Annotated in this window: 23 protein-coding genes and 1 tRNA gene; 6 read left to right on the top strand and 18 right to left on the bottom strand. The window is 59.4% G+C overall.

Going from position 1 to position 23,065, the window contains the following annotated elements; all coding sequences use genetic code 11:
- Nucleotides 1-6 precede the first annotated feature (6 nt).
- Both ACWNRM_RS02975 and ACWNRM_RS02970 read right to left on the bottom strand, forming a co-directional pair.
- Nucleotides 7-1,563 (bottom strand): sugar ABC transporter ATP-binding protein, encoded by a 1,557-nt coding sequence (locus tag ACWNRM_RS02975; RefSeq protein WP_485169429.1) that lies wholly within the window; start codon nt 1,561-1,563, stop codon nt 7-9.
- A 230-nt stretch (nt 1,564-1,793) separates the two neighbouring features.
- The gene (locus tag ACWNRM_RS02970) at nt 1,794-2,390 is read right to left on the bottom strand and encodes a TetR/AcrR family transcriptional regulator (protein ID WP_485169428.1); all 597 of its coding nucleotides are present in this window, start codon (nt 2,388-2,390) and stop codon (nt 1,794-1,796) included.
- A gap of 99 nt (nt 2,391-2,489) precedes the next feature.
- On the opposite strand from ACWNRM_RS02970, the gene ACWNRM_RS02965 reads away from it, so the two are divergent.
- Nucleotides 2,490-3,086, top strand: coding sequence for a hypothetical protein (locus ACWNRM_RS02965; RefSeq protein WP_485169427.1), 597 nt, complete (start codon nt 2,490-2,492; stop codon nt 3,084-3,086).
- A 205-nt stretch (nt 3,087-3,291) separates the two neighbouring features.
- On the opposite strand, the gene fusA is transcribed toward ACWNRM_RS02965, so the two are convergent.
- The 4 genes from fusA to ACWNRM_RS02945 all read right to left on the bottom strand — a co-directional run bounded on the left by fusA (nt 3,292) and on the right by ACWNRM_RS02945 (nt 8,270).
- Entirely contained in the window at nt 3,292-5,397 is a 2,106-nt protein-coding gene (gene fusA, locus ACWNRM_RS02960; RefSeq protein WP_023977515.1) for an elongation factor G, read from the bottom strand.
- A 235-nt stretch (nt 5,398-5,632) separates the two neighbouring features.
- Nucleotides 5,633-5,935: a 50S ribosomal protein L28 gene (rpmB, locus tag ACWNRM_RS02955; RefSeq protein ID WP_023977516.1), complete on the bottom strand. Its 303-nt coding sequence runs from the start codon at nt 5,933-5,935 to the stop codon at nt 5,633-5,635.
- A 120-nt stretch (nt 5,936-6,055) separates the two neighbouring features.
- Nucleotides 6,056-6,400, bottom strand: a complete 345-nt coding sequence (locus ACWNRM_RS02950) for a hypothetical protein (protein WP_485169426.1) — start codon at nt 6,398-6,400, stop codon at nt 6,056-6,058.
- Nucleotides 6,401-6,464: 64 nt separating this feature from the next.
- Nucleotides 6,465-8,270 carry an ABCB family ABC transporter ATP-binding protein/permease gene (locus ACWNRM_RS02945; RefSeq protein ID WP_485169425.1) on the bottom strand — a complete coding sequence of 602 codons (1,806 nt, stop codon included), beginning with the start codon at nt 8,268-8,270 and terminating at the stop codon, nt 6,465-6,467.
- Nucleotides 8,271-8,359: 89 nt separating this feature from the next.
- Here ACWNRM_RS02945 and ACWNRM_RS02940 point away from each other — a divergent pair, with 89 nt between their 5' ends.
- The 3 genes from ACWNRM_RS02940 (at nt 8,360) to ACWNRM_RS02930 (ending at nt 11,087) form a co-directional block, all read left to right on the top strand.
- The gene (locus ACWNRM_RS02940) at nt 8,360-9,196 is read left to right on the top strand and encodes an NUDIX hydrolase (protein ID WP_485169424.1); all 837 of its coding nucleotides are present in this window, start codon (nt 8,360-8,362) and stop codon (nt 9,194-9,196) included.
- Between the two features lie 122 nt (nt 9,197-9,318).
- Entirely contained in the window at nt 9,319-9,744 is a 426-nt protein-coding gene (locus ACWNRM_RS02935; protein ID WP_485172146.1) for a DUF3574 domain-containing protein, read from the top strand.
- A gap of 194 nt (nt 9,745-9,938) precedes the next feature.
- A complete protein-coding gene (locus ACWNRM_RS02930) occupies nt 9,939-11,087 on the top strand; it encodes an AI-2E family transporter (RefSeq protein WP_485169510.1) in 1,149 nt (382 codons plus the stop codon).
- Between the two features lie 245 nt (nt 11,088-11,332).
- Here ACWNRM_RS02930 and ACWNRM_RS02925 read toward each other — a convergent pair.
- The 7 genes from ACWNRM_RS02925 to ACWNRM_RS02895 form a co-directional block, all read right to left on the bottom strand.
- Nucleotides 11,333-11,406 (bottom strand) — tRNA-Pro (locus tag ACWNRM_RS02925).
- An 84-nt stretch (nt 11,407-11,490) separates the two neighbouring features.
- Entirely contained in the window at nt 11,491-12,435 is a 945-nt protein-coding gene (locus tag ACWNRM_RS02920) for a MerR family transcriptional regulator (protein ID WP_485169421.1), read from the bottom strand.
- Nucleotides 12,432-12,755, bottom strand: coding sequence for an integration host factor subunit alpha (locus ACWNRM_RS02915; protein WP_023977523.1), 324 nt, complete (start codon nt 12,753-12,755; stop codon nt 12,432-12,434). The genes ACWNRM_RS02920 and ACWNRM_RS02915 overlap by 4 nt, the downstream gene beginning before the upstream one ends.
- Before the next feature lie 69 nt (nt 12,756-12,824).
- On the bottom strand, nt 12,825-13,778 hold the full coding sequence (locus ACWNRM_RS02910; protein ID WP_485169420.1) for a beta-ketoacyl-ACP synthase III: 954 nt from the start codon (nt 13,776-13,778) through the stop codon (nt 12,825-12,827).
- A 68-nt stretch (nt 13,779-13,846) separates the two neighbouring features.
- Nucleotides 13,847-14,938: a phosphate acyltransferase PlsX gene (plsX, locus tag ACWNRM_RS02905; RefSeq protein WP_485169419.1), complete on the bottom strand. Its 1,092-nt coding sequence runs from the start codon at nt 14,936-14,938 to the stop codon at nt 13,847-13,849.
- Nucleotides 14,939-15,003: 65 nt separating this feature from the next.
- On the bottom strand, nt 15,004-15,207 hold the full coding sequence (rpmF, locus tag ACWNRM_RS02900; RefSeq protein WP_023977526.1) for a 50S ribosomal protein L32: 204 nt from the start codon (nt 15,205-15,207) through the stop codon (nt 15,004-15,006).
- 137 nt (nt 15,208-15,344) lie between these two features.
- The gene (locus tag ACWNRM_RS02895) at nt 15,345-15,962 is read right to left on the bottom strand and encodes a DUF177 domain-containing protein (protein ID WP_485169418.1); all 618 of its coding nucleotides are present in this window, start codon (nt 15,960-15,962) and stop codon (nt 15,345-15,347) included.
- Between the two features lie 188 nt (nt 15,963-16,150).
- On the opposite strand from ACWNRM_RS02895, the gene ACWNRM_RS02890 reads away from it, so the two are divergent.
- Nucleotides 16,151-16,723, top strand: coding sequence for an outer membrane protein assembly factor BamE (locus ACWNRM_RS02890; protein WP_485169417.1), 573 nt, complete (start codon nt 16,151-16,153; stop codon nt 16,721-16,723).
- A 241-nt stretch (nt 16,724-16,964) separates the two neighbouring features.
- Here ACWNRM_RS02890 and ACWNRM_RS02885 read toward each other — a convergent pair whose 3' ends face one another.
- The 4 genes from ACWNRM_RS02885 to def form a co-directional block, all read right to left on the bottom strand.
- Nucleotides 16,965-18,311, bottom strand: a complete 1,347-nt coding sequence (locus tag ACWNRM_RS02885; protein ID WP_485169416.1) for an ATP-binding protein — start codon at nt 18,309-18,311, stop codon at nt 16,965-16,967.
- 7 nt (nt 18,312-18,318) lie between these two features.
- A complete protein-coding gene (locus ACWNRM_RS02880; RefSeq protein WP_485169509.1) occupies nt 18,319-19,053 on the bottom strand; it encodes a response regulator in 735 nt (244 codons plus the stop codon).
- 83 nt (nt 19,054-19,136) lie between these two features.
- Entirely contained in the window at nt 19,137-19,619 is a 483-nt protein-coding gene (locus ACWNRM_RS02875) for a MarR family winged helix-turn-helix transcriptional regulator (RefSeq protein ID WP_485169415.1), read from the bottom strand.
- 3 nt (nt 19,620-19,622) lie between these two features.
- Nucleotides 19,623-20,153 (bottom strand): peptide deformylase, encoded by a 531-nt coding sequence (gene def, locus ACWNRM_RS02870; RefSeq protein ID WP_485169414.1) that lies wholly within the window; start codon nt 20,151-20,153, stop codon nt 19,623-19,625.
- A 221-nt stretch (nt 20,154-20,374) separates the two neighbouring features.
- On the opposite strand from def, the gene rpsU reads away from it, so the two are divergent.
- Entirely contained in the window at nt 20,375-20,578 is a 204-nt protein-coding gene (gene rpsU / locus ACWNRM_RS02865; protein ID WP_007283570.1) for a 30S ribosomal protein S21, read from the top strand.
- 234 nt (nt 20,579-20,812) lie between these two features.
- Here rpsU and ACWNRM_RS02860 read toward each other — a convergent pair whose 3' ends face one another.
- Nucleotides 20,813-22,963 carry a prolyl oligopeptidase family serine peptidase gene (locus ACWNRM_RS02860; protein WP_485169413.1) on the bottom strand — a complete coding sequence of 717 codons (2,151 nt, stop codon included), beginning with the start codon at nt 22,961-22,963 and terminating at the stop codon, nt 20,813-20,815.
- Nucleotides 22,964-23,065 lie beyond the last annotated feature (102 nt).

Below are 23,065 nucleotides of genomic sequence, written 5' to 3'. Positions count from 1 at the left end.
GATATCCTAGGCGGCGATTGGCGAGGGGGAGACGAGCCCGACAGCGAGAGACATGATGGCCTCCTGCGTAATGGCCTTGCCTTCAAGTTCACCGGTCATGTGACCCTCGCGCATGACAAGAACCCGATCACTGACGCCGATGATCTCGGCCATCTCGCTGGAGATGACGATGATCCCGAGACCCTGGGCAGCCAGATCGTTGATGATGCGGTATATTTCAGTCTTGGCCCCGATATCGACGCCGCGTGTCGGCTCGTCGAGAATCAGAACCTTGGGTCCGGTTTCGAGCAGGCGGCCAAGCAGGACCTTCTGCTGGTTGCCACCCGACAGCCCCCCCACATTGGTAAGCATGTTCTGTGCCTTGATACGCAGGGCAGAGAACGACCCGGTTGCGCGCGTGCGGCCCTTGCTCTGATCGAGCACGCCCATGCGGGAATCACGCTCGACCACGCCAAGATTGATGTTGCCGCTGCACGACATATCCAGAAAAAGCCCGAGCGCCTTGCGATCTTCCGTGAGATACGCAATGCCCGCCGCCAGCGCGTCGCGCGGCGAGCGGATGTCGATCTTGCGGGAGTCGAGCCATACTGTGCCGCCGGTTTTCTGATCCGCACCGAAAATCAGGCGCGCGAGCTCGGTACGCCCTGCCCCGACCAGCCCGGCGATGCCGAGCACCTCGCCGGGCCGCAGGTCGAAACTGGTCGTCTGAACGCGCTTGCCATCCGTCAGTCCCTCGACCTTCAGAATGGGCGCGGCTTCGTGGCGAATGTGATTGCCGTCTTTTTCGTAAAAGCTCGACAGATCACGCCCGACCATCAGGCTGACGATGCGCCCGGAAGAAAGCTCATGCTTTTCGAGCGTGCCGACATGGGCACCGTCACGGAGCACCGAAACCCGATCTGCCAGTTCGTCAATTTCGTCCATGCGGTGGCTGATATAAATCAGTGCCAGCCCCTTGGCCCGAAGCTGACGGATGAGCGCAAACAGACGATCCGTCTCGCGGGCTGAAAGGGCCGTGGTGGGCTCGTCGAGAACGAGAATGCGAGCATCGCGATGCAGCGCGCGGGCGATCTCGACAAGCTGCTGCTCCGCCACCGACATTGTCGACAGCAGGTCTTCCGGCCCGAAAGGTGCCCCGAGTTCCTTGAGCAGACCCCGACAGGCCTCGTTCATGGCGGCGCGGTCGATCATGCCGTTCTTGCGCAGTTCAGAACCCAGATGGATGTTCTCGGCAACGGTCAGGTTCGGCGCGAGCGCCAGTTCCTGATAGATGATGCCGATCCCAAGTGCCCGCGCCGAGCCTGGATTCGTAATTCTGGCTGTCTCGCCTGCAATGCGGATCTCGCCGCCCGGGTCTGCCGTATAGGCACCGGACAGGATTTTCATCAGGGTGGATTTACCGGCCCCGTTCTCTCCCATGAGCGCCAGAATCTCGCCGCCATAAGCGACCAGCGAAACATCCTTGAGAACCTTCACTCCCGAGAATGTTTTGGAAATACCCTCGACCTGCAGAAGCGGCGCACCGCCATGCGTGTCACACGAAATGTGTTGGGCCAGTGTCATGGGACCAGTCTCCCGGATTAAACGCTGGCAGCCGGACGGGTCCTTGCGCGTCCCTCTGCCTGACGAGAGAGAAGCAGATATTTTGTTAAATTTATATAATGTTTTTGCAATCTTTGGTTTTATAACGGATATGTGATAGTTAAATCCTGTCCATGTTATAAATCACAAGATGGGCTGCGCCGTGGCCGGCCTTTCTTCATCCTGAAGCGACGGCATCCGATCATGGAATCTTACGGCTCAGGCTGACCCTCACCGAGCGCCTTGCTCAAAAAGTCAGAAAGCACTTCGGCGTCAGCACCATGGAGGAACGGGTCGAACATCCCGTCTATCGCCAGGAGCGAGAGGCCGTGAACACGTGCCCATAGTCCTGCCATGCGGGGCATTGCATCCGTCGCTTCCGCGCGAGGCTCTTCCCCGCCCGCGATTCCACGTAGAGCGGCAAAAGCATGCGATGACGCGCGCGCTAGATCTGGCAGCGTGTAATCCAGCAATGCACGGCGAAACATCAACCGAAACAGGTCCGGATTTTCCAAGGCAAAACCGATATAGGCCATACCGACAGCATGAGCGTTCACCCGGGGCGATCCCGACATGGCCTGAGTCAAGGCATGGGCAAGAGCCTCATACCCTTCGGCTGCGAGGGCTGATCGCAATCCCGTCAGGTTGCCAAAATGCGGCACAGCAGCGGTGGCGGAAACGCCGACCTCCCGTGTGACAGCGCGCAGGGTCAGGGCCTCGATTCCATCGCGCTGAATGACGACCCGCGCCGCCCGCATCAGCGCTTTGGCAAGATCGCCGTGATGATAATTTACCACATATTGGGTCATGACATCCCCTACTGCCACATCTTTACAAGGAAAAATTTGACATCATGGCTCGCAGAAATGCAATCTTTTTATTGAAAAGATTACAAGGGAAACAGATTAATGGCTTATCTGAGAGATGCGCATCGTTTACCCCTCCGAGCGCTCCTCGCCGAATTGGGTGCCCTCGCCCTGATCTGGGGTGGCAAATGGTTTCATGTTGAAGCATACGCCTTTCCCGCCTGTTGTGCTGTGATTGGCGCGAGCGCCTTTCGCCGTTGGCGCGCTTCTGTTCCATTCGATCGTCTGTGGCTGGCCTTGAGTGGTACGGCTCTGGGATTCGGCATCATGGATATGACGCTGCGTGCGCAGCTTTCCCCGGATATCTTCGCGGCCCTCTGCGCCACACTGCTCGCAGCCCTCTTCTTGTTGGGGAGTTCCTGGCGTGTGCCCATGATCCAGCTGCTGGCAGGGCAGCGCACGGGCCAGATGCTCGATCGTGGCAATCCCACTCTTCTGCGGTTCTTCCGTCTCTACACCCTCATCTGGGCTGGGTATTTCAGCCTGCGTGCCCTGACACTGCTTCTGATGTCCTTGCAGCCTCAGGACATGCTTGCAGAGCAGATCGGGCTGAAACTCAGCCTGCTCATCTTGATCCTGCTCAGCTTTCGTGGTCCGGCACTTTATCGCCTCTACCAGCGTGCCCACCCTGCCCTCTGATCGGATTGAGGCCGGATACATCGCCGGTGCTTGTGAGCTGCGGCGGCGGGTAGAAGCGCCCCTCCTCACGCACGGCCTTGCAGGGGTTTCGCACCTCCTGCACCATCACCATCCCAGATACGCCCCCGTTGCGCACAATTGCCCAAAACGAAAAAAGCCGCCCCGAAGGGCGGCTTTTCCGTGTTCCGAGACTGAACCCGAGGGATCAGGCGCTCTTCGCCATGATCTCGTCGGCCACGTTGCGCGGCACCGGATCATAGTGATGGAACTGCATCGTGAACGACGCGCGGCCCTTGGTGGCCGAACGCAGATGCGAGATGTAGCCGAACATTTCCTTCAGCGGCACCTGAGCACGGATCATGACGGTCGAACCGGCCGTCTCCTGGCTCTGGATGATGCCACGACGACGGTTAAGGTCGCCTACCACGTCACCAACGTGATCGTTCGGGGTCGTGATTTCGACGTCCATGATCGGCTCAAGGATCACGGGGCCGGCATTCTTCATGCCTTCACGGAAGCAGGCCTTGGCGGCGATTTCGAAGGCGAGAGCCGACGAGTCGACGTCATGGTACTTGCCGTCAAGCAACGTGAACTTGAAGTCAACCGTCGGGAAGCCAGCCAGCACGCCCGTCGAGGACTGCATGCGGATGCCCTTTTCGACAGCCGGGATGTATTCCTTCGGAACCGTACCGCCAACGACCTTGTTCTCGAAGCTGATGCCTTCGTTACGCTCGACAGGCACGAACTCGATCTTGACTTCAGCGTACTGACCCGAACCACCGGACTGCTTCTTGTGGGTGTAGGTCTCGGTGTGGGCACGCGAGATCGTCTCACGATAGGCCACCTGAGGCGCACCGACATTGGCTTCAACGCCGTATTCACGACGCAGACGGTCCACGATGATGTCCAGATGCAACTCGCCCATGCCGGACAGGATGGTCTGACCCGTTTCCTGATCGGTCTTGAGCTGCAGCGAGGGATCTTCAGCGGCCAGCTTCTGAAGGGCCAGCGTCATCTTCTCAACGCCGTCCTTGGTCTTCGGCTCGACCGAGATGTCAATCACCGGAACCGGGAACTGCATGCGCTCCAGAACAACCGGATCGGCAGCGTCGGCCAGGGTGTCACCCGTCTGGGTGTCCTTCAGACCCACGAAAGCAGCGATATCGCCAGCGCCGACCTGCTTGACTTCCTCACGCTTGTCAGCGTGCATCTGGAACATGCGGCCCACGCGTTCCTTGTGGCCCTTGGTCGTGTTCAGCACGGTATCGCCCGACTTCAGGACGCCGCGATAGACGCGCACGAAGGTCAGGGTGCCGTACTTGTCCGAGATGATCTTGAACGCGAGACCCGCGAACTTGCCATCGGGATCGACCGGCACGATCGGCAGGAAGTTCTCGTCAACCTCTTCGCCTTCCGGCGGCGCGATACGGATGCCTTCGACTTCGTCAGGAGCCGGCAGGTAATCGATAACGGCATCGAGGAGCGGCTGAACGCCCTTGTTCTTGAAGGCCGTGCCGCACAGGACGGGACGGAACACGCCGGAGATGGCGCCCTTCTTGATGCACTTCTTCAGCGTTGCGACATCGACATCGCCCTTCTCGAAGTATTCTTCGATAGCGGCTTCATCAACGCTCAGCGCGGTGTCCAGAAGGTTCTGGCGGGCTTCAGCTGCCTTTTCCTTCAGGTCATCGGGGATCTCGGCATAGTGGAACTTCGCGCCCAGCTCGCCGCCTTCCCAGATGATGGCGCGCATTTCGACCAGGTCGACCACGCCAACAAAGTTTTCTTCAATGCCGATCGGCAGCTGAAGCGGAATAGCGACGATGTCGAGCTTTTCCTTCAGCGTGTCGAATGCGCGATAGAAATCGGCGCCGGTACGATCGAGCTTGTTGATGAAAATGACGCGTGGAACGTTATAGCGGTCAGCCAGACGCCAGTTGGTTTCCGACTGCGGCTGAACACCGGCAACGCCTTCGATGATGAAGATGGCGCCGTCGAGCACGCGCAGCGAGCGGTTCACTTCGATGTTGAAGTCGATGTGGCCCGGGGTGTCGATGATGTTGATGCGGTGGTTTTCCCACTCGCAGGTCACGGCTGCCGAGGTGATCGTGATGCCACGCTCACGTTCCTGCGCCATGTAGTCGGTGGTCGTGTTGCCGTCGTGCACTTCACCAATGCGATGCGACACGCCGGTGTAGTACAGAATACGCTCGGTCGTCGTGGTCTTGCCGGCATCAATATGCGCGGTGATACCGATATTGCGGATCTTCGAGAGAGCCGATTTGGCTTCTGCGACGCTGCTTTCGGACACGGGATACCTCCAGAATGCGATGAAAGGTGCTTCAGGCCGCCCCGAAACACCTTTGCCGTGGCCGTCACAGATCGACGCTTTTCCGAAGAAACCCGGTAAGAAATACGTCGAAGCCGGACCGACCAAGTGGGCCTTGTGATCGAGAGGCTGAATGAAACAACCCGACCACGTTTTCAAGGCCAATTTTGTTGCAGCCAGCCTTTTCCGCCGAAGCGTCAGGCCGGCGCCGTCAGACTCAAGCGGTCTGAGCGGCCTTGCTTTCCTGAGCGCGCAGGATGCGGCGCTTGATGACCTGAGCCTCAACCGGCAGCTTGCGGTTGGGCGTGCTGATCAGGAACGAGTCCAGACCGCCATTATGCTCAACCGTACGAATGCCCTGCGTGGACAGACGCAGGCGAACGCCCGTGCCCAGGATGTCGGACAGCAGGGTGATTTCCTGCAGGTTCGGCAGGAAGCGACGACGGGTCTTGTTGTTGGCGTGGCTGACGTTGTTGCCCGTCAGCACACCCTTGCCCGTGATTTGGCAGCGGCGTGACATGGACTTGATCCTCGGTAGTAATATGTTCGCCGAGACCAGTCCCGGCATACGACGATGCGTTAAGGCGCGGCTTATGACGGAGCACCCCGCTCCCGTCAAGCCGAAAGCGACCCAAACCGGTCATTCGCCGTCGGAAAAGGCGTCCGCACAGAGCAGTTCGCCCGATCGGACGCTGTCTATGGCCGTCTGAAGCATGCGAACCATCGTTTCGGCATCGGTTGTCCGTGCCAGCACGCCCATCGACCCGCCAAGCAGCGCCGAAGCAATGAGTTCGGTCGGCAAGTTCTGTTCGACCAGATAGCCGATCGCCTTGTCGATCACGACGCCGCACTGACGAAGCTCCTCAGGAATCTCGACGCCTTCCGGGTCACCCGACACTTCATGAGCCGCCTGCTCGCGAATGTCCTCTTCCACGGCCTGATCGGGGCGGAAACCCTGGGCGAGGTCATCAGCCGGCTTGGTCATGGGCGTTCTCCTTGTGGTTGCTTCGTATCCTTGCCCCTCACGTAGGGAAGGCCGCCCGGGAAAACTAGGCCTCTGGCCCGGATTGGTTGGACCCCATGCCAAAATAAACCCCCTGACGGGCCATCAAGCTCTCGTGTGTGCCTTCCTCGACGATCCTGCCTGCCTCGATAACCAGTATGCGCGTCGCATGGCGTATGGTGGAGAGACGATGGGCGATGGCAATGGTCGTCTGGCGCGACGTCACGCGGCGCAGGGCGTCCATAAGCCGTAGTTCGGTGCCCGTATCCAGCGCACTCGTCGCCTCGTCCAGCAACAAAAGCCTGGGCTTACGCAGGATGATGCGTGCCAGAGCAATGCGTTGTCGCTCGCCCCCCGAGAGTTTCAGCCCTCGCTCACCGACAAGCGTCTCATACCCGTTCTCAAGCCCCTCGATGAAATCATGGATCTGGGCCAGACGCGCTGCCTCCTCGATTTCCGCCTGCGTGGCATCAAGCTGGCCATAAGCAATGTTGTAGCCGATCGTATCGTTGAAGAGTTGCGTGTCCTGAGGCACCACACCGATCATCCTGTGCAGGACGACCGGCGGTATGGAGCCGAGGTTCTGACCATCGAGCAGGATCTGACCGCTGGCTGGCGCATAAGCACCAAGGATGAGGCGCGCAATTGTCGATTTTCCGGCCCCGGTCGGACCGACCAGGGCAATGGTCTCCCCCGGCCCCGCCCGGAACGAAAGGGCATGCAGGATCTCGCGGCCATCATAGTCGAAACTGACATTCTGGAACACGAGTGAGGCAGGTTCCATCGTCGCTTCAGCTTCGGGTTCCGGCGAAGGCAGTGCAGGGCGCGGGACTTCGTCCATGAGGTCGGTCAGATGCTCCAGATCAACACAGGCATTGCGCCAGCCCGCGTAAACGAGATTGAGCGAGATGATGGCTTGATAGAGCGTACGCAAATAGGTGCCGATCAACACGAACGCCGCCACATCGAGCCTGCCCGTCGCCAGATCGCGCCCGGCCATGAAAAAGATCGCCAATGTGGCCAGAGCAATCATGGCGTTCTGACTGACGGAGGATAAGCCTGCAACAAATGTCATGCGCAGGCTTGCCTTCTCCTGCTCGCGCCGTGCCTGCTCGTATCGGGCATATTCATGCGGCTCATTGGCGAAATGACGCACGGCCTCAAAGTTCAGCAGGGAATCGAGAAGGAAATGCTGCGCCTTGCCATTGGCCTCGTTACGCTGACGCCGGGCTCGGACCCGCTGGCGAACGAACCACTGGGCCAGAATGATATAGCTGAGCAACGCGACGAGAATGACGCAGGCATAGCGCCCGCCAAGAAAATGAAAGACGACCGCCACTGTCAGCCCGGTGTCGAGAATGGCCGGCAAGATGTTAAACAGCGCAAGCCGCAAAAGCGTATCGGACGCCTCCGATCCCCGCTCGATCGCCCGGGTCAGGGCACCGGTCTGACGGTCACGATGGAAGCGATATGGCAGGTCCAGCAGGTGACGAAACGCCGCCTGCGCGGTCAGCGCCTGCAAACGCTGTCCCACGGGCTGATACACAAGCTCCTGCAGGGCAGAAAACACACTTCGGAAGAAAATCAGCCCGCCATAGCCAAGTATGAGCCCAGCCGGCACGACCACGCGCAGATCCGCCGTCGCATAATGCGCGACGAGGCGGCTGAACATATAGGGCGTGCCCAAAATGCAAAGGCGCTCGGCAACAAGCAGGGCCAGAGTGAGCCCCATCCCGAAACGGAAGAATCGTATGTCGTGCGACAGGACGAGACGCCAGGCACGCACAAGGCTCGACAAGGCCAGAGGCAGGGCCATAGAGCGGGCCATAGGACGGGGAGGAGGAAGGGTCATGCGCCCAACCTGAGCATGTGACCGGCGTTTTGCAATCGGACGGTGATACGCGATATCGTCATCCTTCAGACAAGAGAGTTGCGCCTTTCATGACTTCAGACAGCCTCGCCCCGTTTCTCGACCACATCAAAAGCTGCCAGACCGCCATTCTTCCCGGCGGGCGGCGTCCCGTTCTGGCTGGAGACAGGCGTTTTGGCCTCGCCGATCCCAAGGTTTTCGAGGCCCTCACCGCCCTTGGCTATGCCTCCGGCGATAGAGGGCATGAGATCTTTCGTTTGCCCAGTGGCGCCGCCCTCCTGCCGCTGGGGATCGAATTGGCCGACAAGGGGCTTTACAGACCCCATCACGAGCTCTTTGACGTGTTCGAAGAGGGCGGCGAGGTCATTGGCCAGATCGACCGCGGCGCCTTACCCCTCCTCGGCTGCACGGCTGCTGGCGTTCATCTGAACGGTCTGGTCGAGAAAGCAGACGGTCTTTATCTCTGGATGGGCCATAGAGCGCAGAACAAGCGCCTTGATCCTGGCAAGCTTGATCATCTGGCTGCGGGCGGCATCTGCACTGGGCTGACCCCGCTTGAGGCGCTCGTCAAAGAAGCGGGGGAGGAAGCCGCGATTCCACCCGAACTCGCTGCCAAGGCACACCCAGTAGCAACATTGCGCTATGCCATGGCACGCCCGGAAGGACTGCGTCAGGATACGCTTTTCTGCTATGACCTCATCCTGCCTGAGGATTTCATCCCGCAGCCCGTGGATGGCGAAGTCGCCTTTTTCGAACTCATGCCCATCGACACCGTGTTTCGTCTGGTGCGTGACACCAACGACATCAAGTTCAACGTCAATCTGGTGTTGGTCGACCTGTTTATCCGTCGCGGCCTGTTTTCTCCGGCTGACAGCGCATTTTTGCGCAATGCCCTCGAACAGCGCTGACTTCGAACACTATGCGCCCCGCTTCGATGCTCCAACACCTCAGATTGTCGCCCCGTAGAAACGGGTCAGGTCATGGTTTCACTGCGTCGAGACGGGCTGGTCGTGTCAGTCGCATGGTGCTGGTGAGTATTTTCACCGGGCTTGCCGGGTGCAGTTCGCCCTCACCCGGCACACCAGCCATGCCGATCTCCGCCTGCATGGCCCAGAACATCCTGACCAACAGCCGCGAAATGCTCTCCATCACCCTGGCTTTCGGTCTTACCGAGCCAGGCGGTCGGGCTGTTACTTCATCTGAATGGTCCGATTTCGTGGCACGGGAAGTCACGTTACGCTTTCCTGCGGGGCTGTCTGTCATTGAGGCACAGGGCCAGTGGCAAGACGGGCCTGGCGGAACTGTGACACATGAACCAGCAAGGCTGGTGTGGATCCTCACGCCAAAGGCAGCAACGCTTGCCCCTGCCCTCGCCGCCATTCGTGATGCTTACAAGAGACGGTTCAACCAGCAATCGGTCGGCGCGTTCATCCACTCGGGCTGCGCCTCTTTCTGAGAACTTGCTCAAGCCCTAGAACACCCGAGTCCAAATTGCGTTATTGACGCGCAGGCAGGACTTGCCGGTAATGACACCCAGGACCACCACACCGAACGCCCCTCAATGAAGCGTCACGCTGTGCTGTTGTGCCAATATATGAAATCCGAGGCAGTATGCCGAGGTTGAGGACAATAATGACCGACCAGAACGCCATGCCATCAAGCAGCCCGACCGGAGCCAGCAACAAGGGTCAGGACTGTGCGGCAGAGGACGATCTCCCGGAAGAGGCTGTAACAGGCTCACCGGTTGGCCGGGGACAACGACGCTCACGCGGCCTCCTTGGGTTTTTCTTCATTGCGCTCGCGCTTTTCACGCTCAAGAACTTTCTGCCAGCGCTGCTCTGGGGGTGTGTGTTCGCTATTGCCTCATGGCCGCTCTACAAGCGTACCGAGGCACGGTTCGGCCGTACCGAATGGCTCCCGATGCTTTTTACAGCGGCAATCGCGCTCATCTTCCTGATCCCGCTCAGTCTGGTGGGTTACAAGGCAGCCGAAGAAGCGCAGAGCGCCCTCCACTGGATCGACGAGGTCCGCCATACAGGCATTCCCATGCCGGAATGGCTGAACGATCTGCCCTTCGAGCGGGCGCAGGTTGCGCGATGGTGGCAGAATAATCTGGTCAATCCCGAGCATCTGAACAGATTGTTCCATTCGGTCGATGCCAATCACGGTATGGCCATGACGCGTCAGGTTACGACGCAGGTGGCCAAGAGAGCCACACTGTTCCTGTTCTCCATCCTGACCCTATTCTTCCTGCTCCGTGACGGCGCCGATATCATCCATCGCGTTCTGGTGGTTTCCAACCGCACATTCGGCCAACGCGGCGAGAAACTCGCCCGTCAGATGATCTCGTCTGTGCATGGTACAGTGGCAGGGCTGGTTCTGGTTGGCCTTGGTGAGGGGCTGGTGATGGGCGTGGCCTATGTGTTGACCGATACGCCGCAACCCTTGCTCTTCGCACTCCTGACCGGGGTTGCCGCCATGATCCCGTTTCTCGGCCTGCCTACAGTCGTGCTGGCGGCACTCCTGGTCATCGTTCAGGGCAAGATGATCGCGGGGATCGTGATTGTCGCGCTGGGCGCCATTGTCATCTTTGTCGCCGACCACTTTATCCGCCCTGCCCTGATTGGGGGCAGCACCCAAATGCCGTTCCTCTGGGTGCTTTTGGGTATTCTCGGCGGCGTGGAAACCTGGGGCCTGCTTGGCCTGTTCCTCGGGCCTGCGATCATGGCGGCCGTTCACCTGCTCTGGCGAATCTGGAGTTCCGACTCTGAGGTCGTTCTCAAAGATGAAGCCTATTAACATCTGGTCGCGCCGCCACTTACGCGGCGCAAATTGCCGGCTATTCGCTGACATATCAGGGGCAGACCGGCAAACGGAGTGACCAGCACATCAAACGTAGGGACTTCATGGCAACCCATTTTGGGTGCAATTGCCAGAACAGGCTTTCAATTCAGTCTCGCGCGATGGAATCGACGCGCTGATGCAAAAGCAAGCCTGTTTGATCTGTCTTGATTTTGGAGAAAATACCGCAGGACAAGACGATATCGGGCAGGCGGGATTCGAACCCACGACCCCCAGTCCCCCAGACTGATGCGCTACCAGGCTGCGCTACTGCCCGTCAGTCCTGCGGTACAGGCCGTTTAGCAGCGGGGGACTTTCCCTGCAAGCACCTGAATGCAGGTTTTTGCAGGGAAACGGTTTTTCATGTGCTGGGCAGCATGTCGCGCAGGTTGTCGAGCTCGCCAAGCACGTCTTCCAGCGCCAGACGCAGGGCCCGTCGCTCCTGCTTCCAGCGACCCCGCTCAATACGCAGGCCCTCGAGTTCATTCTGGAGGATCGCAACGAGCGCGCTATCTGTTTCTGACGATCCGGAAGGCTGCGTTGATACAGAAGCCTGCGCACCAGCCGCGTCCTCCGGTGTCATCACCACGGGGAGGCCACTGGTTTCCTCTCCTGGATCGAGGATCGTCGGCTCATCGTTCGCAATAGGGTCGAAATCAGGCTCATGAGTGCTTCCAACGCAGGATCCGCTGTCGGGACCGACTGCCTGCATATCAGCGCCGGCCTCGGCATCCTCACTGGATATCTCATGATTGACGTTCGCTGAAAGGCGAGTCGTATCAGTTTCAGGCTCTTCGAGCCCGCCCGCCTCATCGCGCGACACTAGCCTCGTATCCTCTTCAGGATCGCTCCCGGTGGGCTGGGTAACGTGATCCCGGTTCGGCTCTGAAGACTGAAACACTGGTATCTCGAACGAACTACGCCCTCCCTCATCAGGGGCACCGGAGGGTGCCGTAGGCTCAGGTATCACTGGGGGCGCCGCGACAAAATCGGCATCTGCAAGCTGCTCCTTGAGCACACGCTGCACGCCCTTGATCGTATAACCCTGAACATAGAGCAGATCGGTGATATGGCGCAGGATCTCGATATCGGACGGGCTGTAATAGCGTCGCCCGCCGCCACGCTTGAGCGGCTTGACCTCAGGGAAACGCGTCTCCCAGAAACGCAGCACGTGCTGCGGCACATGAAGCTCGTCCGCCACTTCGCTGATTGTGCGATAGGCATTCGGCCCTTTTACCAGACGGTCGAAATCTGTCCGCTCTTCCGGGCCACCCAATACGGACGCCACAGGAAAACTCGTCGTCATGAATCATCGCTTTCGCTGACCAGCCCTTCGGTCGATTCGCCATTCACGACAGCACGCAGGATCTGGCTGGGCCGAAACACCAGCACCGAGCGCGGCAGAATAGGCACTTCGATGCCGGTCTTTGGATTACGGCCGACACGTCGGCCTTTCTGGCGAACGGAGAAGGTTCCGAATCCACTCAGCTTGACCGTCTCCCCCTTCTCGAGGCGCGCAGCGATCAGTTCGAGAACGCTCTCGAGCAGATCGGCGGACTCGTGCCGGGACAGTCCAACCTCACTGTAGATATGCTCTGCGATTTGCGCGCGTGTCACCGTTGTCATGACGCCACCGTATCATGACAGTAATGAAGGTCAATCAAATCAGTGAAGTGTACGCGCGCGCAATGCGCTCTACATGCGCAAAAGTGCTGATCCCCAGGTCAGACCACCACCAAGTGCCTCGAGAAGCACGAGATCACCCTTGCGGATACGTCCATCACGCACCGCTTCATCCAGCGCCAGCGGGATGGAAGCCGCCGATGTGTTGGCATGGCGATCAACCGTCACGACTACTTGATCAAGCGGCAGGGCAAGCTTCTTGGCCATACCTTCGATGATACGCAGATTGGCCTGATGAGGGACCAGCCACGCAATATCCTGCCCGCTCAGCCCATGAAGAGCCAGAGCCTCATCCACCACAGAAGAAAGCTTGGCCACAGCGTGGCGGAAAACTTCCCGGCCCTGCATATGTAGAAAAGGCGCGGGCGTGGAGGGACCATCGACAAAAAGAATATCGCCATAGGCGCCGTCGCTGTGCAGATGGGTCGAGAGAATGCCGACACCATCTTCTTCGGTCGCTTCCAGAAGGACTGCGCCTGCGCCGTCGCCGAACAGCACACAGGTCGTGCGGTCCTCCCAGTCGAGAATCCGCGAATAGACTTCCGAGCCAATGACAAGCGCCTTGCGGATCTGACCGCTGCGGATGAACGCCTCTGCCGTCGCCAGAGCATAGACAAAACCCGAGCAGGCGGCCGTCAGATCGAATGCAAAACCGCCGGTCAGCCCCAGCTCGGTCTGCACACGCACTGCTGTCGCGGGAAAGGTCTGATCCGGCGTCGCTGTAGCCACGATCACCGCGCCAATATCGGCCGCATCAGCCCCGGCATAATCAATGGCTGCCCGCGCTGCTGCAACCGCCATGCTGACGGCATTTTCATCCCCGCTGGCAATATGGCGCTGGGCAATACCGGTACGCGTGCGAATCCACTCATCAGAAGTCTCGATACGCTCGGCGAGATCGGCATTGGTGACAACCTGCCTTGGCAGATAGCTGCCAAATCCGGTCAGTCGCGCGCGCAAGGACATGTGTCTTCCTCTTGAATGATACCGCTCAGGCACTCAGGCCAGCGCCAGTTGCTTCCTCAACGCACCCGTCAGGCGGCGCCGGGAGAGATGGCGAGCTCGGGCTCGACATTCATCGCCATGAGGGCTTCGACCTGACGCAGACGCTCGCGGATCTTCTCGTTGATGGAGTGGGTTACGGCATCCATCGCAACATCAATGGCCGCAGCAAATCCCTCGGCATCGGCACCGCCATGCGACTTCACCACGATACCGTTGAGGCCGACAAATACCGCACCGTTATACCGGCGCGGATCAATCCATTCCTTCATGCGCTCCAGCCCGGGACGCACAAGAAGGTAACCGATACGGGTCAGCAGGCTGGTCTTGAAAACACGCTGCAGAAGCATCGAGACAAGCTTGAGCGCGCCTTCACCTGTCTTGAGCGCAATGTTGCCGGAGAATCCGTCAGTCACGACCACATCAGTCGTTCCCGCGGTGATGTCATGCCCTTCAACAAAGCCGTGGAACTGGGCAGCGAGAGGCGACTCGCGCAGAATATCAGCGGCGGCACGCAGACGCTCGTCACCCTTGAGTTCCTCAGCCCCCACATTAAGCAGGCCGATACTTGGCGCAGGCAGCCCCAGAACCGCCTTGGCGAAGGCCTCCCCCATCACGGCGAACTCGACCAGATTACGCGTATCGCAGGCAATATTGGCGCCAAGGTCCAGCATGACCACGTCGCCACGGGCAGACGGGTTGACCGCTGCCATGGCCGGCCGCGTAATGCCGGGAAGTGTTTTGAGAACGATCTTGGCAAGAGCAAGCATGGCACCGCTGTTGCCAGCCGACACGACCCCCCCGGCCTCACCCGACGCCACAGCGTCGATCGCTATGCGTAGTGACGAATCACGCAGACGCAAAGCCGCCGTGGGTTTCATTTCCATGGAAATGGAAGACGGTGCGTGACGGATTTCGCAGATGCGCTGCGCCTTGGCGTAGCGCGCCAGCTGAGGGCGCAAAATGGCCTCGTCACCAACAAGCAGGATTTTTGCTGTGGGATGTCGATCGGCAGCGCGATCCAAACCAGCCAGAACGATTTCAGGGGCATGATCCCCCCCCATCGCATCAATGGCCAAACTATAAGGCGCGGCCTGGCTGGCCGGCGCATCTAGGTCAGTCATGCTCCGCCCCGCGTCTCATTTCAAACAAGATGAGCCGACCCGAAATGGGTCGACCCAATCGAGCCTCAAACGCGAACGGTCGTCTTCAGCGTCTTGCCGGAAGCCACGACTTCACGACCGTCATAATGACCGCAATGGGCGCAGACGTGATGCGGGCGCTTCAGTTCGCCGCAATTGCTGCACTCGGCGTGCGCCTGAACGGTCAGGGCGTGGTGGCTGCGACGCATGCCCATGCGTGACGGCGTGGTCTTTCTTTTGGGAACGGCCATGGCGGAAGCCTCTTTCTTCTTAGATCGTCCCTGCTTTCGGCCGCCATTCGGCCTCAGCAGATAACGATGCTGTTCACTATGATCAGGCGGGCGGCTCTAGCAGACCCTAAGCCGGGTCGCAAGCATCCTGTTCAATTCTAGCTCAGATCTGTCTTCTTTTTGCTCAAAGACAGCCCGGCAAGGGCACCGAACGGGCTGGGTCGGCCGCCTTCCTCTTCAGCCGCCTCCTCTGCCGTCTCCCGTGGGGCTTCGTCAACCGCATTTTCGAGTGCAGCACCTGGCTTGCGCGGATAGGCAGGCAGCATAAGCGCCAGTTGCTCCGAAGCCACCTCACCGAGATCAAGAACGTTGCCCTCATACGGAATCTCGTCGATGGCTTCGAGATCAGAAGCTGTTTCTTCCGAAAAACGACGAGCGGGAACGAGGCGCACAGCAAAGGATTCGTTCAGCGCATCCTCGAAAGTCTCGCCCGTGATGACGCATTCTAGTAACACATGCGCCGTCAGAACGCCCTCAAGCACGAAATGATCGCACGGTTCCGGAATAATGCGAAACCGGCAGTTCAAGGCGTGGATTGCAGGAATATCGAGCCTTCTGGCCAGTTTGCGGCACTCGGACTCATTGGCCTTGATCGTCTCTGCCATGCCGTCATGACCGATGCGGTTGATCACCAGGCGGCGGGAAAACTCCGGAGGCGCCCCAACCGCAGCCTCGGATTCAGCACGAAAGAATTTCGGGTCGTTGCTGTCTGTCATGCTGCCTTCCTGACATGCTACTGGCAAAAACCCGGGAGCGGGCTTCCTTTTCCGAATTGCCTTAACGTCGCTCTCCGCAATATAGAAGAGCCTAATGGTCCTATCGACGTTGGTGAAACGATGTTCCCACCAATCCGAAAAGATCGCCCGGATTATTTCACGATCACTGCAGGACGACATAACCCGCCATGAAGAGCGCCTCCCAGAAGACCTCCCAGCGGCAGAAATCGCATGCGGGCCTCGCGCGCGCCCTGCTCTGCATCGCGCCCCTCGCCCTGGCGGGCTGCTCGGTTTTCAGCCCGATTCCGCAGAGCCGCGGCTCGCTGATCGAGAAGGACGATTATGCCCAGCTCGTACCGGGCACCAGCACGCGCAATGATGTGACCGACATTCTTGGCTCTCCTACAGCGCATGCGACCTTTGACGACAACACCTGGGTCTATATTTCGATGGTGACCGTGCCCCAGCCGCTGGGTTTTCCCCGCGTGACCAAGCAAAATGTTCTGGTTCTGGCGTTCGACACCACCGGCGTCCTGCGTCGCATGGACACGTTGCATCGCAAGAACGGCTATAATGTCGGCATGGTGGGTGAAACCACTCCGACACCAGGCACCAAGGTCAACGTACTGCAGCAGCTGTTGGGTAACGTGGGCCGCTACAATCCGATGAGCAACATGGGCAGCACATTTGGCGGCACACAGGGCCCCCTCGGCGCAGGTGTCGGCACTGGGCACGGTGGTACAGGCAACTCCCTCCCCTGATCGTCTGACAACCGCCTGATCGACCCTGCAGGGCTGACGAGATCACGTCCCCTCTTTGACAAACCGGCGTCGCGCCTACGCGACGCCGGTTTTTTCATGAGGAACTGTAACCTGTCAGAACAGATCTCTTCTGGCGACTATGCCGGCTTACCTGAACTGCGCAAACCACATCCAGAAACAATGCGCATTCCCCCCAGAGCTGGCCTCTTGCCCGTCAGCACAGCACCCTATCGGCAGGGAGCTACTGCGGCAGTTTGAGCATGACCCGCAGGCCACCGAGTGGGCTGTTCCGCAGCACCACACTCCCCCCATGCGCCGCCATGATGTCACGCGCGATCGTCAGACCAAGCCCGCTTCCGCCCTCCGGGCCCGCCGTACTGCTGAACGCCCGAAATACATCCTTGCGACGCGACTGGGCGATTCCCGGCCCGTCATCATCAATAGTAATTTCCACCATGCGCCCGGTCTGGCGCAGCGCGAACATCATACGCCCGCCATGACGACGCGCGTTCTCCGCCAGGTTGATCAATACACGTCGCATCGCATCCGGGCGCACCGGCACCGTCAGGCTCTGTTCGGCATGAATGGCAAGCACATCGCCTCCAGCCCGTATCGTTGCAGCCGCGACATCGCGCAGCAGGGCAAGCAGATCGGTCGGAACGGGATCCTCTTCTCCCTCGCCGCGCGCAAAGGAGAGGTAACTGCCAATCAGACGTTCCATCTCTGCAATGTCGGCAACCATATCCTCTATATCAGGACGCAGCTCCTGTGCCTCGACCGAGCCCTCGACGGGCATCATGGCCAGTGTCAGGCGCAGCCGCGTCAGAGGCGTGCGCAGGTCATGCGAAACGCCAGCGAGAACCGCCGTACGATGCGTTACAAAACGGTTGACCCGCGCCTGCATGCGATTGAAGGCAAGCGCGGCCTTGCGTATCTCCAGCGCGCCCTGCGGGTGAATCGGTCCGTCATCGCGCCCCAGACCGAAATTCTCTGCCGCCCTTGCCAGCCGCCTGACAGCGCGAACCTGCCGACCAATGAAAAGACCGGCTACCATGAAGAGGAGGATGGCGCTTCCAACCTCCCACGCCACAAACAGCCATATGGGCCCAACATCCAGCCGCTTGCGCGGAACGATCACCTCAAGCACGCCATCATGCAGAGGAATATCGAGCCGGACACTCTGTCTCGTGGCGTTCCAGTCGATATAGCACGGGGCATCGAACACCCGGCGCACGGCATTCGTCAGGTCCTCATCCATCGGGCCCAGCACGAAAGGCGCAGGTGCATCGGTCAGCCGTGCACCGGGATGGAAGGTGATAACAAGCTGCGTGCGCCAACGGGCCTGATTCAGGATCCAGTCCTGCTGCCCCGGCATATGCTCGACCGAGTCCCTTATATAAGCGAGGTCCGACACGACGCTGTCGGCCAGACGGCGCGACACGACGTTCAGGTAGTTACCGTAAAAGAGCTGCAAAGCCACAATCTGGGTAATCAGGAGCGGCATGAGCACGATCAGGAGTGATCGGCCTTGAAAGGAACGCGGCAACAGTCGGCGAACAACGCGCTCAAGCATGCGGGCAGCTTTCATGCCACCCTCAGCTCCCGGGTTTCAGCACATAGCCTTTGCCTCTGACTGTCTGAAGAAAGCGCGGCTCCTTCTGGTCGGGTTCGATCCGTCGGCGCAGGCGCGTAACCTGCACATCCACAGCGCGCTCGCCAATCTCATCCATGCCCAGTGCCTCCGCAATGGCCTCGCGCGACAGGATTTCTCCCGGTACGCGAGTCAGCACACCCAACAAGGCCGCCTCGCCGCTCGTAAGATGCACAATACCTTCCGGTCCGGTGAGGAGCCCGCGACCTGTATCAAATTCGAGCCGTCCAAGCCGTAGCAGACGCGGCGTTCCGATGGGGCGCGGAACATGACGGCGCAGATGCGCCTGCAGCCTGAGCAGCAATTCACGGGGCTCGAAGGGCTTGCCCAGATAATCGTCCGCGCCGGACTCAAGCCCAATGATACGGTCCGCAGGCTCACCACGGGCAGTCAGAAGAATGATGGGCCAGACCTGACCATTTTCGCGCAGCCAACGCGTCAGGCTCAAACCATCCTCGCCGGGCATGTTGATATCAGCCACCATCGCATCAGGCTGGGTGACAGCAAGAATCTTGCGCGCCGCCTCGGCATCAACCGCCGTGGTGATACGAAACCCGGCCTCGGTCAGAAAGCGCTGCAACAGGCGAAGGAGGCGTGCGTCATCATCCACCACGAGAACATGGGCACCGTGGCCGACACTCCCCTGCGATTTACCCTCCGCTGATCTGGTTTCGCCCATACCACCCCCGGATATCGTTGTGTCACTCGCCTTGCCCGGCATCGCGTCTGAAGCCTTTCCTGACCTCATATCCGGCATTTGAATCATGGCGCAGCGCCTTCGCCCTGCAGGGTCGACAGCACACGCCTGAATCCCTCGACAGCCTGCCCTCCGGCGGCACGATAGGCCAGTGTCATACGATCACGCAGAGCAATGAAAATCTCTTCCTCTATGACCGCCCCCTGCGGCGTGAGATACAAGTGCTTCAACCGTTTGTCGCGATCATCTGCACGTTGCTCGATCAGACCGCGGGCAATGAGTTCCTGCAGCACGCGATTGAGGCTCTGCTTGGTGATGTTGAGGGATCTCAGCAGCGCGCTCATGGTCAATCCCTGATGGGTAGATATCAGGAACATGACCCGATGATGTGCCGACCCAAGCTGGTTTTCGCGCTGGATCGGCTCACAGATGGCTCCCAGCTCGCGCCAGGCCAGAAGCATGGCCTCGTAGGTCAGCCGGATCTGTTCTTCACGAAGATAGAGATGTGCCTGACCGGGGGCATCTCGCTGAATACGCAGGCCTGACATTGCTCAGCCCTCGCTGTCTCGCGGAATGGCAAATTCCTCAGCATAACCGAAGCTCGCGAAATCAGTCATGCGCATGGTGTAGAGAATACCATCAAGATGATCATATTCGTGCTGCAAGACGTTGGCGTGGAACCCGCGTGCTTCACCCTGAATGACCGAGCCATCGAGATCGAGCCCGCGATAGGCGACAGCAGCGTGGCGCAGCACGACACCCCGCAACAGGGGGAGCGAAAGACACCCTTCCGCACACTGCATCATCTCGTCGCCCAGAGGCATGATTTCGGGATTGATCAGCACGCGCGGTGGAATCGGCGCTTCGTTGGGGCCGCATCGCCCCTCAGGCACATGATAAACGAACAAACGCAATGATTTGTGAACCTGCGGCGCAGCAAGCCCGGCGCCACGCGAATCAAGCATCGTTTCGATCATGTCTGAAACCAGTTGTCTGACCGATAAAGAATGAACGTCTTCAACCGGTTGCGCTCGCTGGAGCAATACCGGATGCCCCATACGCGCAATTTTCAGCAACGCCATTTCTGCACACAGCCTTCTATTCGTGGGAATAGTTCCCGCATCCTGACGCATGGTGACATGAATAATTTTCGGGCGATACTGCTCAAACCGTTTGTGTCCCCTTCAAAACCTGTGCTAAGGCGCTGGCCTCTCTGGAACGCTCTGCCATCGGTATCGCGTTCCTGGCATCGCATTTACAAACAGACCATGATCTTCATGGTCGGACAGGAGATGGCAGACCCGTGCAGGTTCTGGTTCGTGACAACAATGTTGATCAGGCGCTCAAGGCGCTCAAGAAAAAGATGCAGCGCGAAGGCGTTTTCCGCGAGATGAAGCTGCGTCGCCACTTCGAAAAGCCCTCCGAGCGTCGCGCTCGTGAAGCGGCCGAGGCGGTTCGTCGTGCACGCAAGATGGAGCGCAAGCGCCTGGAGCGTGAAGGCTTCTGATCAGCCTGCCGAACCGGCAAACAGAACAACCGCCGTTTTTACGGCGGTTTTTTTGTGCCTGTTATCCGTAGTCAGGGATTGCCCTGCATCGTCCTTCTCTAGGCCGTTTCCCGGTCCGGTTAGGCGTTGGCCAGCGTCGCCGCAAAAGATCTTTGGCGAGAGAGCGCCCCCCCTCGCCTGCCATCCCGTGGGAATACCTGCCGCACGTGCGAGCACCGGGCAGGCATCAGGCTCTCAGTGTTTGAAGGCGGGGTCCTGGTCCATCAGGCTCTTTGACAGGTAGACAGCTTCCAATGCCCGCTCATGGGCAATTTCACGGGCGTTGACTGTTCCGGCATGACCGCCTTCCGTGTCTTCATAATAGAAGAACGGCTTGCCAAGCTCCTGCAGACGGGCGGCGAAGAGACGCGCATGAACGGGGCCCACGCGATCATCCTTGGTTGAAGTGAAGATGAACGGTACCGGGTAGGACACGTCTTTCTTCAGATGCTGCAACGGCGATATTCCTTCAAGGAATTTACGTTCCTGCGGCACACTCATATGACCGTACTCTGCCGCCCAGGACGCGCCAGCCGCCATCGTCTCGAAATTCTCCATATCCAGCAGCGGCACACCGATGATGACGGCCTTCCACAGTTCCGGATGCTGGGTGAATTCCACCCCCATCAACAGGCCACCATTTGAGCGCCCGCGTATGGCGAGGTGCTCGCGATCAGCAATCTCGCGTTTGGCCAGATCGCGCCCAATTGCCGCAAAATCATCATAGGCATGCTGCCGGCCCGATTTCATCCCCGCCTCGTGCCAGGCTGGCCCGAACTCGCCGCCGCCGCGAATATTGCCGACCACATAGACGCCGCCACGCTCCAGCCAGGTCTTGCCGATATCGGCATAATAGGTCGGCAGGTAGGAGAGATCGAAACCACCATAGGCGGTGAACAGCACGGGGTTATGACCGTCCAGCTTCCAGTCCCGGCGGTGGGTCACGAAATAGGGGATATCGACACCATCACTCGATTTTGCCCAGAACTGCTCGGTTTTCAGCCCCTTGGCATCGAACAGTGCCGGGGTCGTCTTGACCTTCTGGGACTTGCCCGTGTCAGTATCGAAACTCCAGAGTTCAGGCGGGATGATATAGCCCTCAACCTTGAGATACGCGTAGCTGACAGAGGCTGACGACGATTGCAGGGTCGCTGAACTCATGCGTGGCAGGACGTAGTACTTCTCCTGCCAGCCGCTCTCTTTTGCAGAGGGCGTGTAAAGCCGCACGGAAGGATGCACATCGCGATAAACCACCGCGATGATCCCTTTGGACGTGACGCCGATATCGGTTGTCGTTTCGTTGGCATCGGGTTTGAAAACCAGGACTGGCGCTGCACCGGATGCCGCAGGGTCGACAGCAACAATACTGCCACGAGAGAAGTGCCGACCAACATTCCAGTCCTGATCGAGGCGTATGATCAGCTTGCCGGCATAGAAGCCGAGATAAGCGATCTTCTCAGGCAGGGCGATCTGTCGCAGCGTCCGGGTGACAGGGTCATAAACACGATATTCGCTACGGAAGAAGTCGAGATTACGCTGAATGATGACGATACGCTTACCGTTCTCGTCACGTAGCACCTCGGGCTCGACAATCATGTCGCCTTCCTGTCCCCGATAGATCTCCCTTGCTGCCGAGAGAGGCTCACCCCTTTTCACGAGACGCACGCTAAACGGATAGCCTGAGTGCGTCATGGAGCCCGCCCCCCAGTCACGCGATACCAGAAGCGTGTCGCGGTCGAGCCACGCCACGCGCTGTTTGGAGTGGGGAAGATCGAAGCCGTCGGGTACGAAACGACGCGTCTGCGTGTCGAACTCGCGGTAAGAGGCAGCATCCTCACCCGAGAGCGACAGCATGACGAGGCAGCGCGTTGCATCGGGCTCGAGACAATCCGCTCCCTGGAATACCCAGTCGTGCTTTTCTTCACGCGAGAGGGCATCAATATCGAGCATTGTCGTCCAATCAGGCTCCGCCTTGGCGAAAGAGGCTGGCGAGGTCACCCGCCAAATTCCCTTGGGGTGGCTGGCATCCTGCCAGTAATTCCAGAGCTTGCCTCCTGATTGGTCCGGCAGAGTCAGGCGCCCAGGCGCCTGCTCGACCCCAAGCACATCATCATAGAATTTCTGATAACGCTTATCAGACTGCAGGAGCCCTGCGCTACGGCTGTTCTGGGCCTTGACCCAACTGAGCGCCTGCTGCCCCTGAACCTGCTCCAGCACGGCGCGGGTTGGCACATCCTTGCCTGAGGGCTCGGCCGTTGTCCCCGTCTGGGCGAGGGCCTGACTGACCGAGGGAGGCAGGAGGGTCGTGCAGACGAGCGAGGTCATCGCCATCAAGATGCGCTTCATGAGCCATTTCCTTCATGCAAATTACGGACAGCCTAGAGCATACCGTTACATGATGGAAAGGACCTGCCGGCGCTTGGAACGCGCGAGTTTATGGTTATCCAT

This window comes from Asaia sp. A2 (assembly GCF_057319415.1).
The sequence above is the reverse complement of the archived record's forward strand: the minus strand, read 5'-3'. Positions and strand labels throughout refer to the sequence as shown.

What these genes read in the sequence shown, in the direction of transcription:
- ACWNRM_RS02975 (WP_485169429.1), bottom strand. Translation starts at nt 1,563, where the DNA reads ATGACACTGGCCCAACACATTTCGTGTGACACGCATGGCGGTGCGCCG.
- ACWNRM_RS02970 (WP_485169428.1), bottom strand. Translation starts at nt 2,390, where the DNA reads ATGACCCAATATGTGGTAAATTATCATCACGGCGATCTTGCCAAAGCG.
- ACWNRM_RS02965 (WP_485169427.1), top strand. Translation starts at nt 2,490, where the DNA reads ATGGCTTATCTGAGAGATGCGCATCGTTTACCCCTCCGAGCGCTCCTC.
- rpmB (WP_023977516.1), bottom strand. Translation starts at nt 5,935, where the DNA reads ATGTCACGCCGCTGCCAAATCACGGGCAAGGGTGTGCTGACGGGCAAC.
- ACWNRM_RS02950 (WP_485169426.1), bottom strand. Translation starts at nt 6,400, where the DNA reads ATGACCAAGCCGGCTGATGACCTCGCCCAGGGTTTCCGCCCCGATCAG.
- ACWNRM_RS02945 (WP_485169425.1), bottom strand. Translation starts at nt 8,270, where the DNA reads ATGACCCTTCCTCCTCCCCGTCCTATGGCCCGCTCTATGGCCCTGCCT.
- ACWNRM_RS02940 (WP_485169424.1), top strand. Translation starts at nt 8,360, where the DNA reads ATGACTTCAGACAGCCTCGCCCCGTTTCTCGACCACATCAAAAGCTGC.
- ACWNRM_RS02930 (WP_485169510.1), top strand. Translation starts at nt 9,939, where the DNA reads ATGCCATCAAGCAGCCCGACCGGAGCCAGCAACAAGGGTCAGGACTGT.
- ACWNRM_RS02920 (WP_485169421.1), bottom strand. Translation starts at nt 12,435, where the DNA reads ATGACGACGAGTTTTCCTGTGGCGTCCGTATTGGGTGGCCCGGAAGAG.
- ACWNRM_RS02915 (WP_023977523.1), bottom strand. Translation starts at nt 12,755, where the DNA reads ATGACAACGGTGACACGCGCGCAAATCGCAGAGCATATCTACAGTGAG.
- ACWNRM_RS02910 (WP_485169420.1), bottom strand. Translation starts at nt 13,778, where the DNA reads ATGTCCTTGCGCGCGCGACTGACCGGATTTGGCAGCTATCTGCCAAGG.
- plsX (WP_485169419.1), bottom strand. Translation starts at nt 14,938, where the DNA reads ATGACTGACCTAGATGCGCCGGCCAGCCAGGCCGCGCCTTATAGTTTG.
- rpmF (WP_023977526.1), bottom strand. Translation starts at nt 15,207, where the DNA reads ATGGCCGTTCCCAAAAGAAAGACCACGCCGTCACGCATGGGCATGCGT.
- ACWNRM_RS02895 (WP_485169418.1), bottom strand. Translation starts at nt 15,962, where the DNA reads ATGACAGACAGCAACGACCCGAAATTCTTTCGTGCTGAATCCGAGGCT.
- ACWNRM_RS02890 (WP_485169417.1), top strand. Translation starts at nt 16,151, where the DNA reads ATGAAGAGCGCCTCCCAGAAGACCTCCCAGCGGCAGAAATCGCATGCG.
- ACWNRM_RS02885 (WP_485169416.1), bottom strand. Translation starts at nt 18,311, where the DNA reads ATGAAAGCTGCCCGCATGCTTGAGCGCGTTGTTCGCCGACTGTTGCCG.
- ACWNRM_RS02880 (WP_485169509.1), bottom strand. Translation starts at nt 19,053, where the DNA reads ATGGGCGAAACCAGATCAGCGGAGGGTAAATCGCAGGGGAGTGTCGGC.
- ACWNRM_RS02875 (WP_485169415.1), bottom strand. Translation starts at nt 19,619, where the DNA reads ATGTCAGGCCTGCGTATTCAGCGAGATGCCCCCGGTCAGGCACATCTC.
- def (WP_485169414.1), bottom strand. Translation starts at nt 20,153, where the DNA reads ATGGCGTTGCTGAAAATTGCGCGTATGGGGCATCCGGTATTGCTCCAG.
- ACWNRM_RS02860 (WP_485169413.1), bottom strand. Translation starts at nt 22,963, where the DNA reads ATGAAGCGCATCTTGATGGCGATGACCTCGCTCGTCTGCACGACCCTC.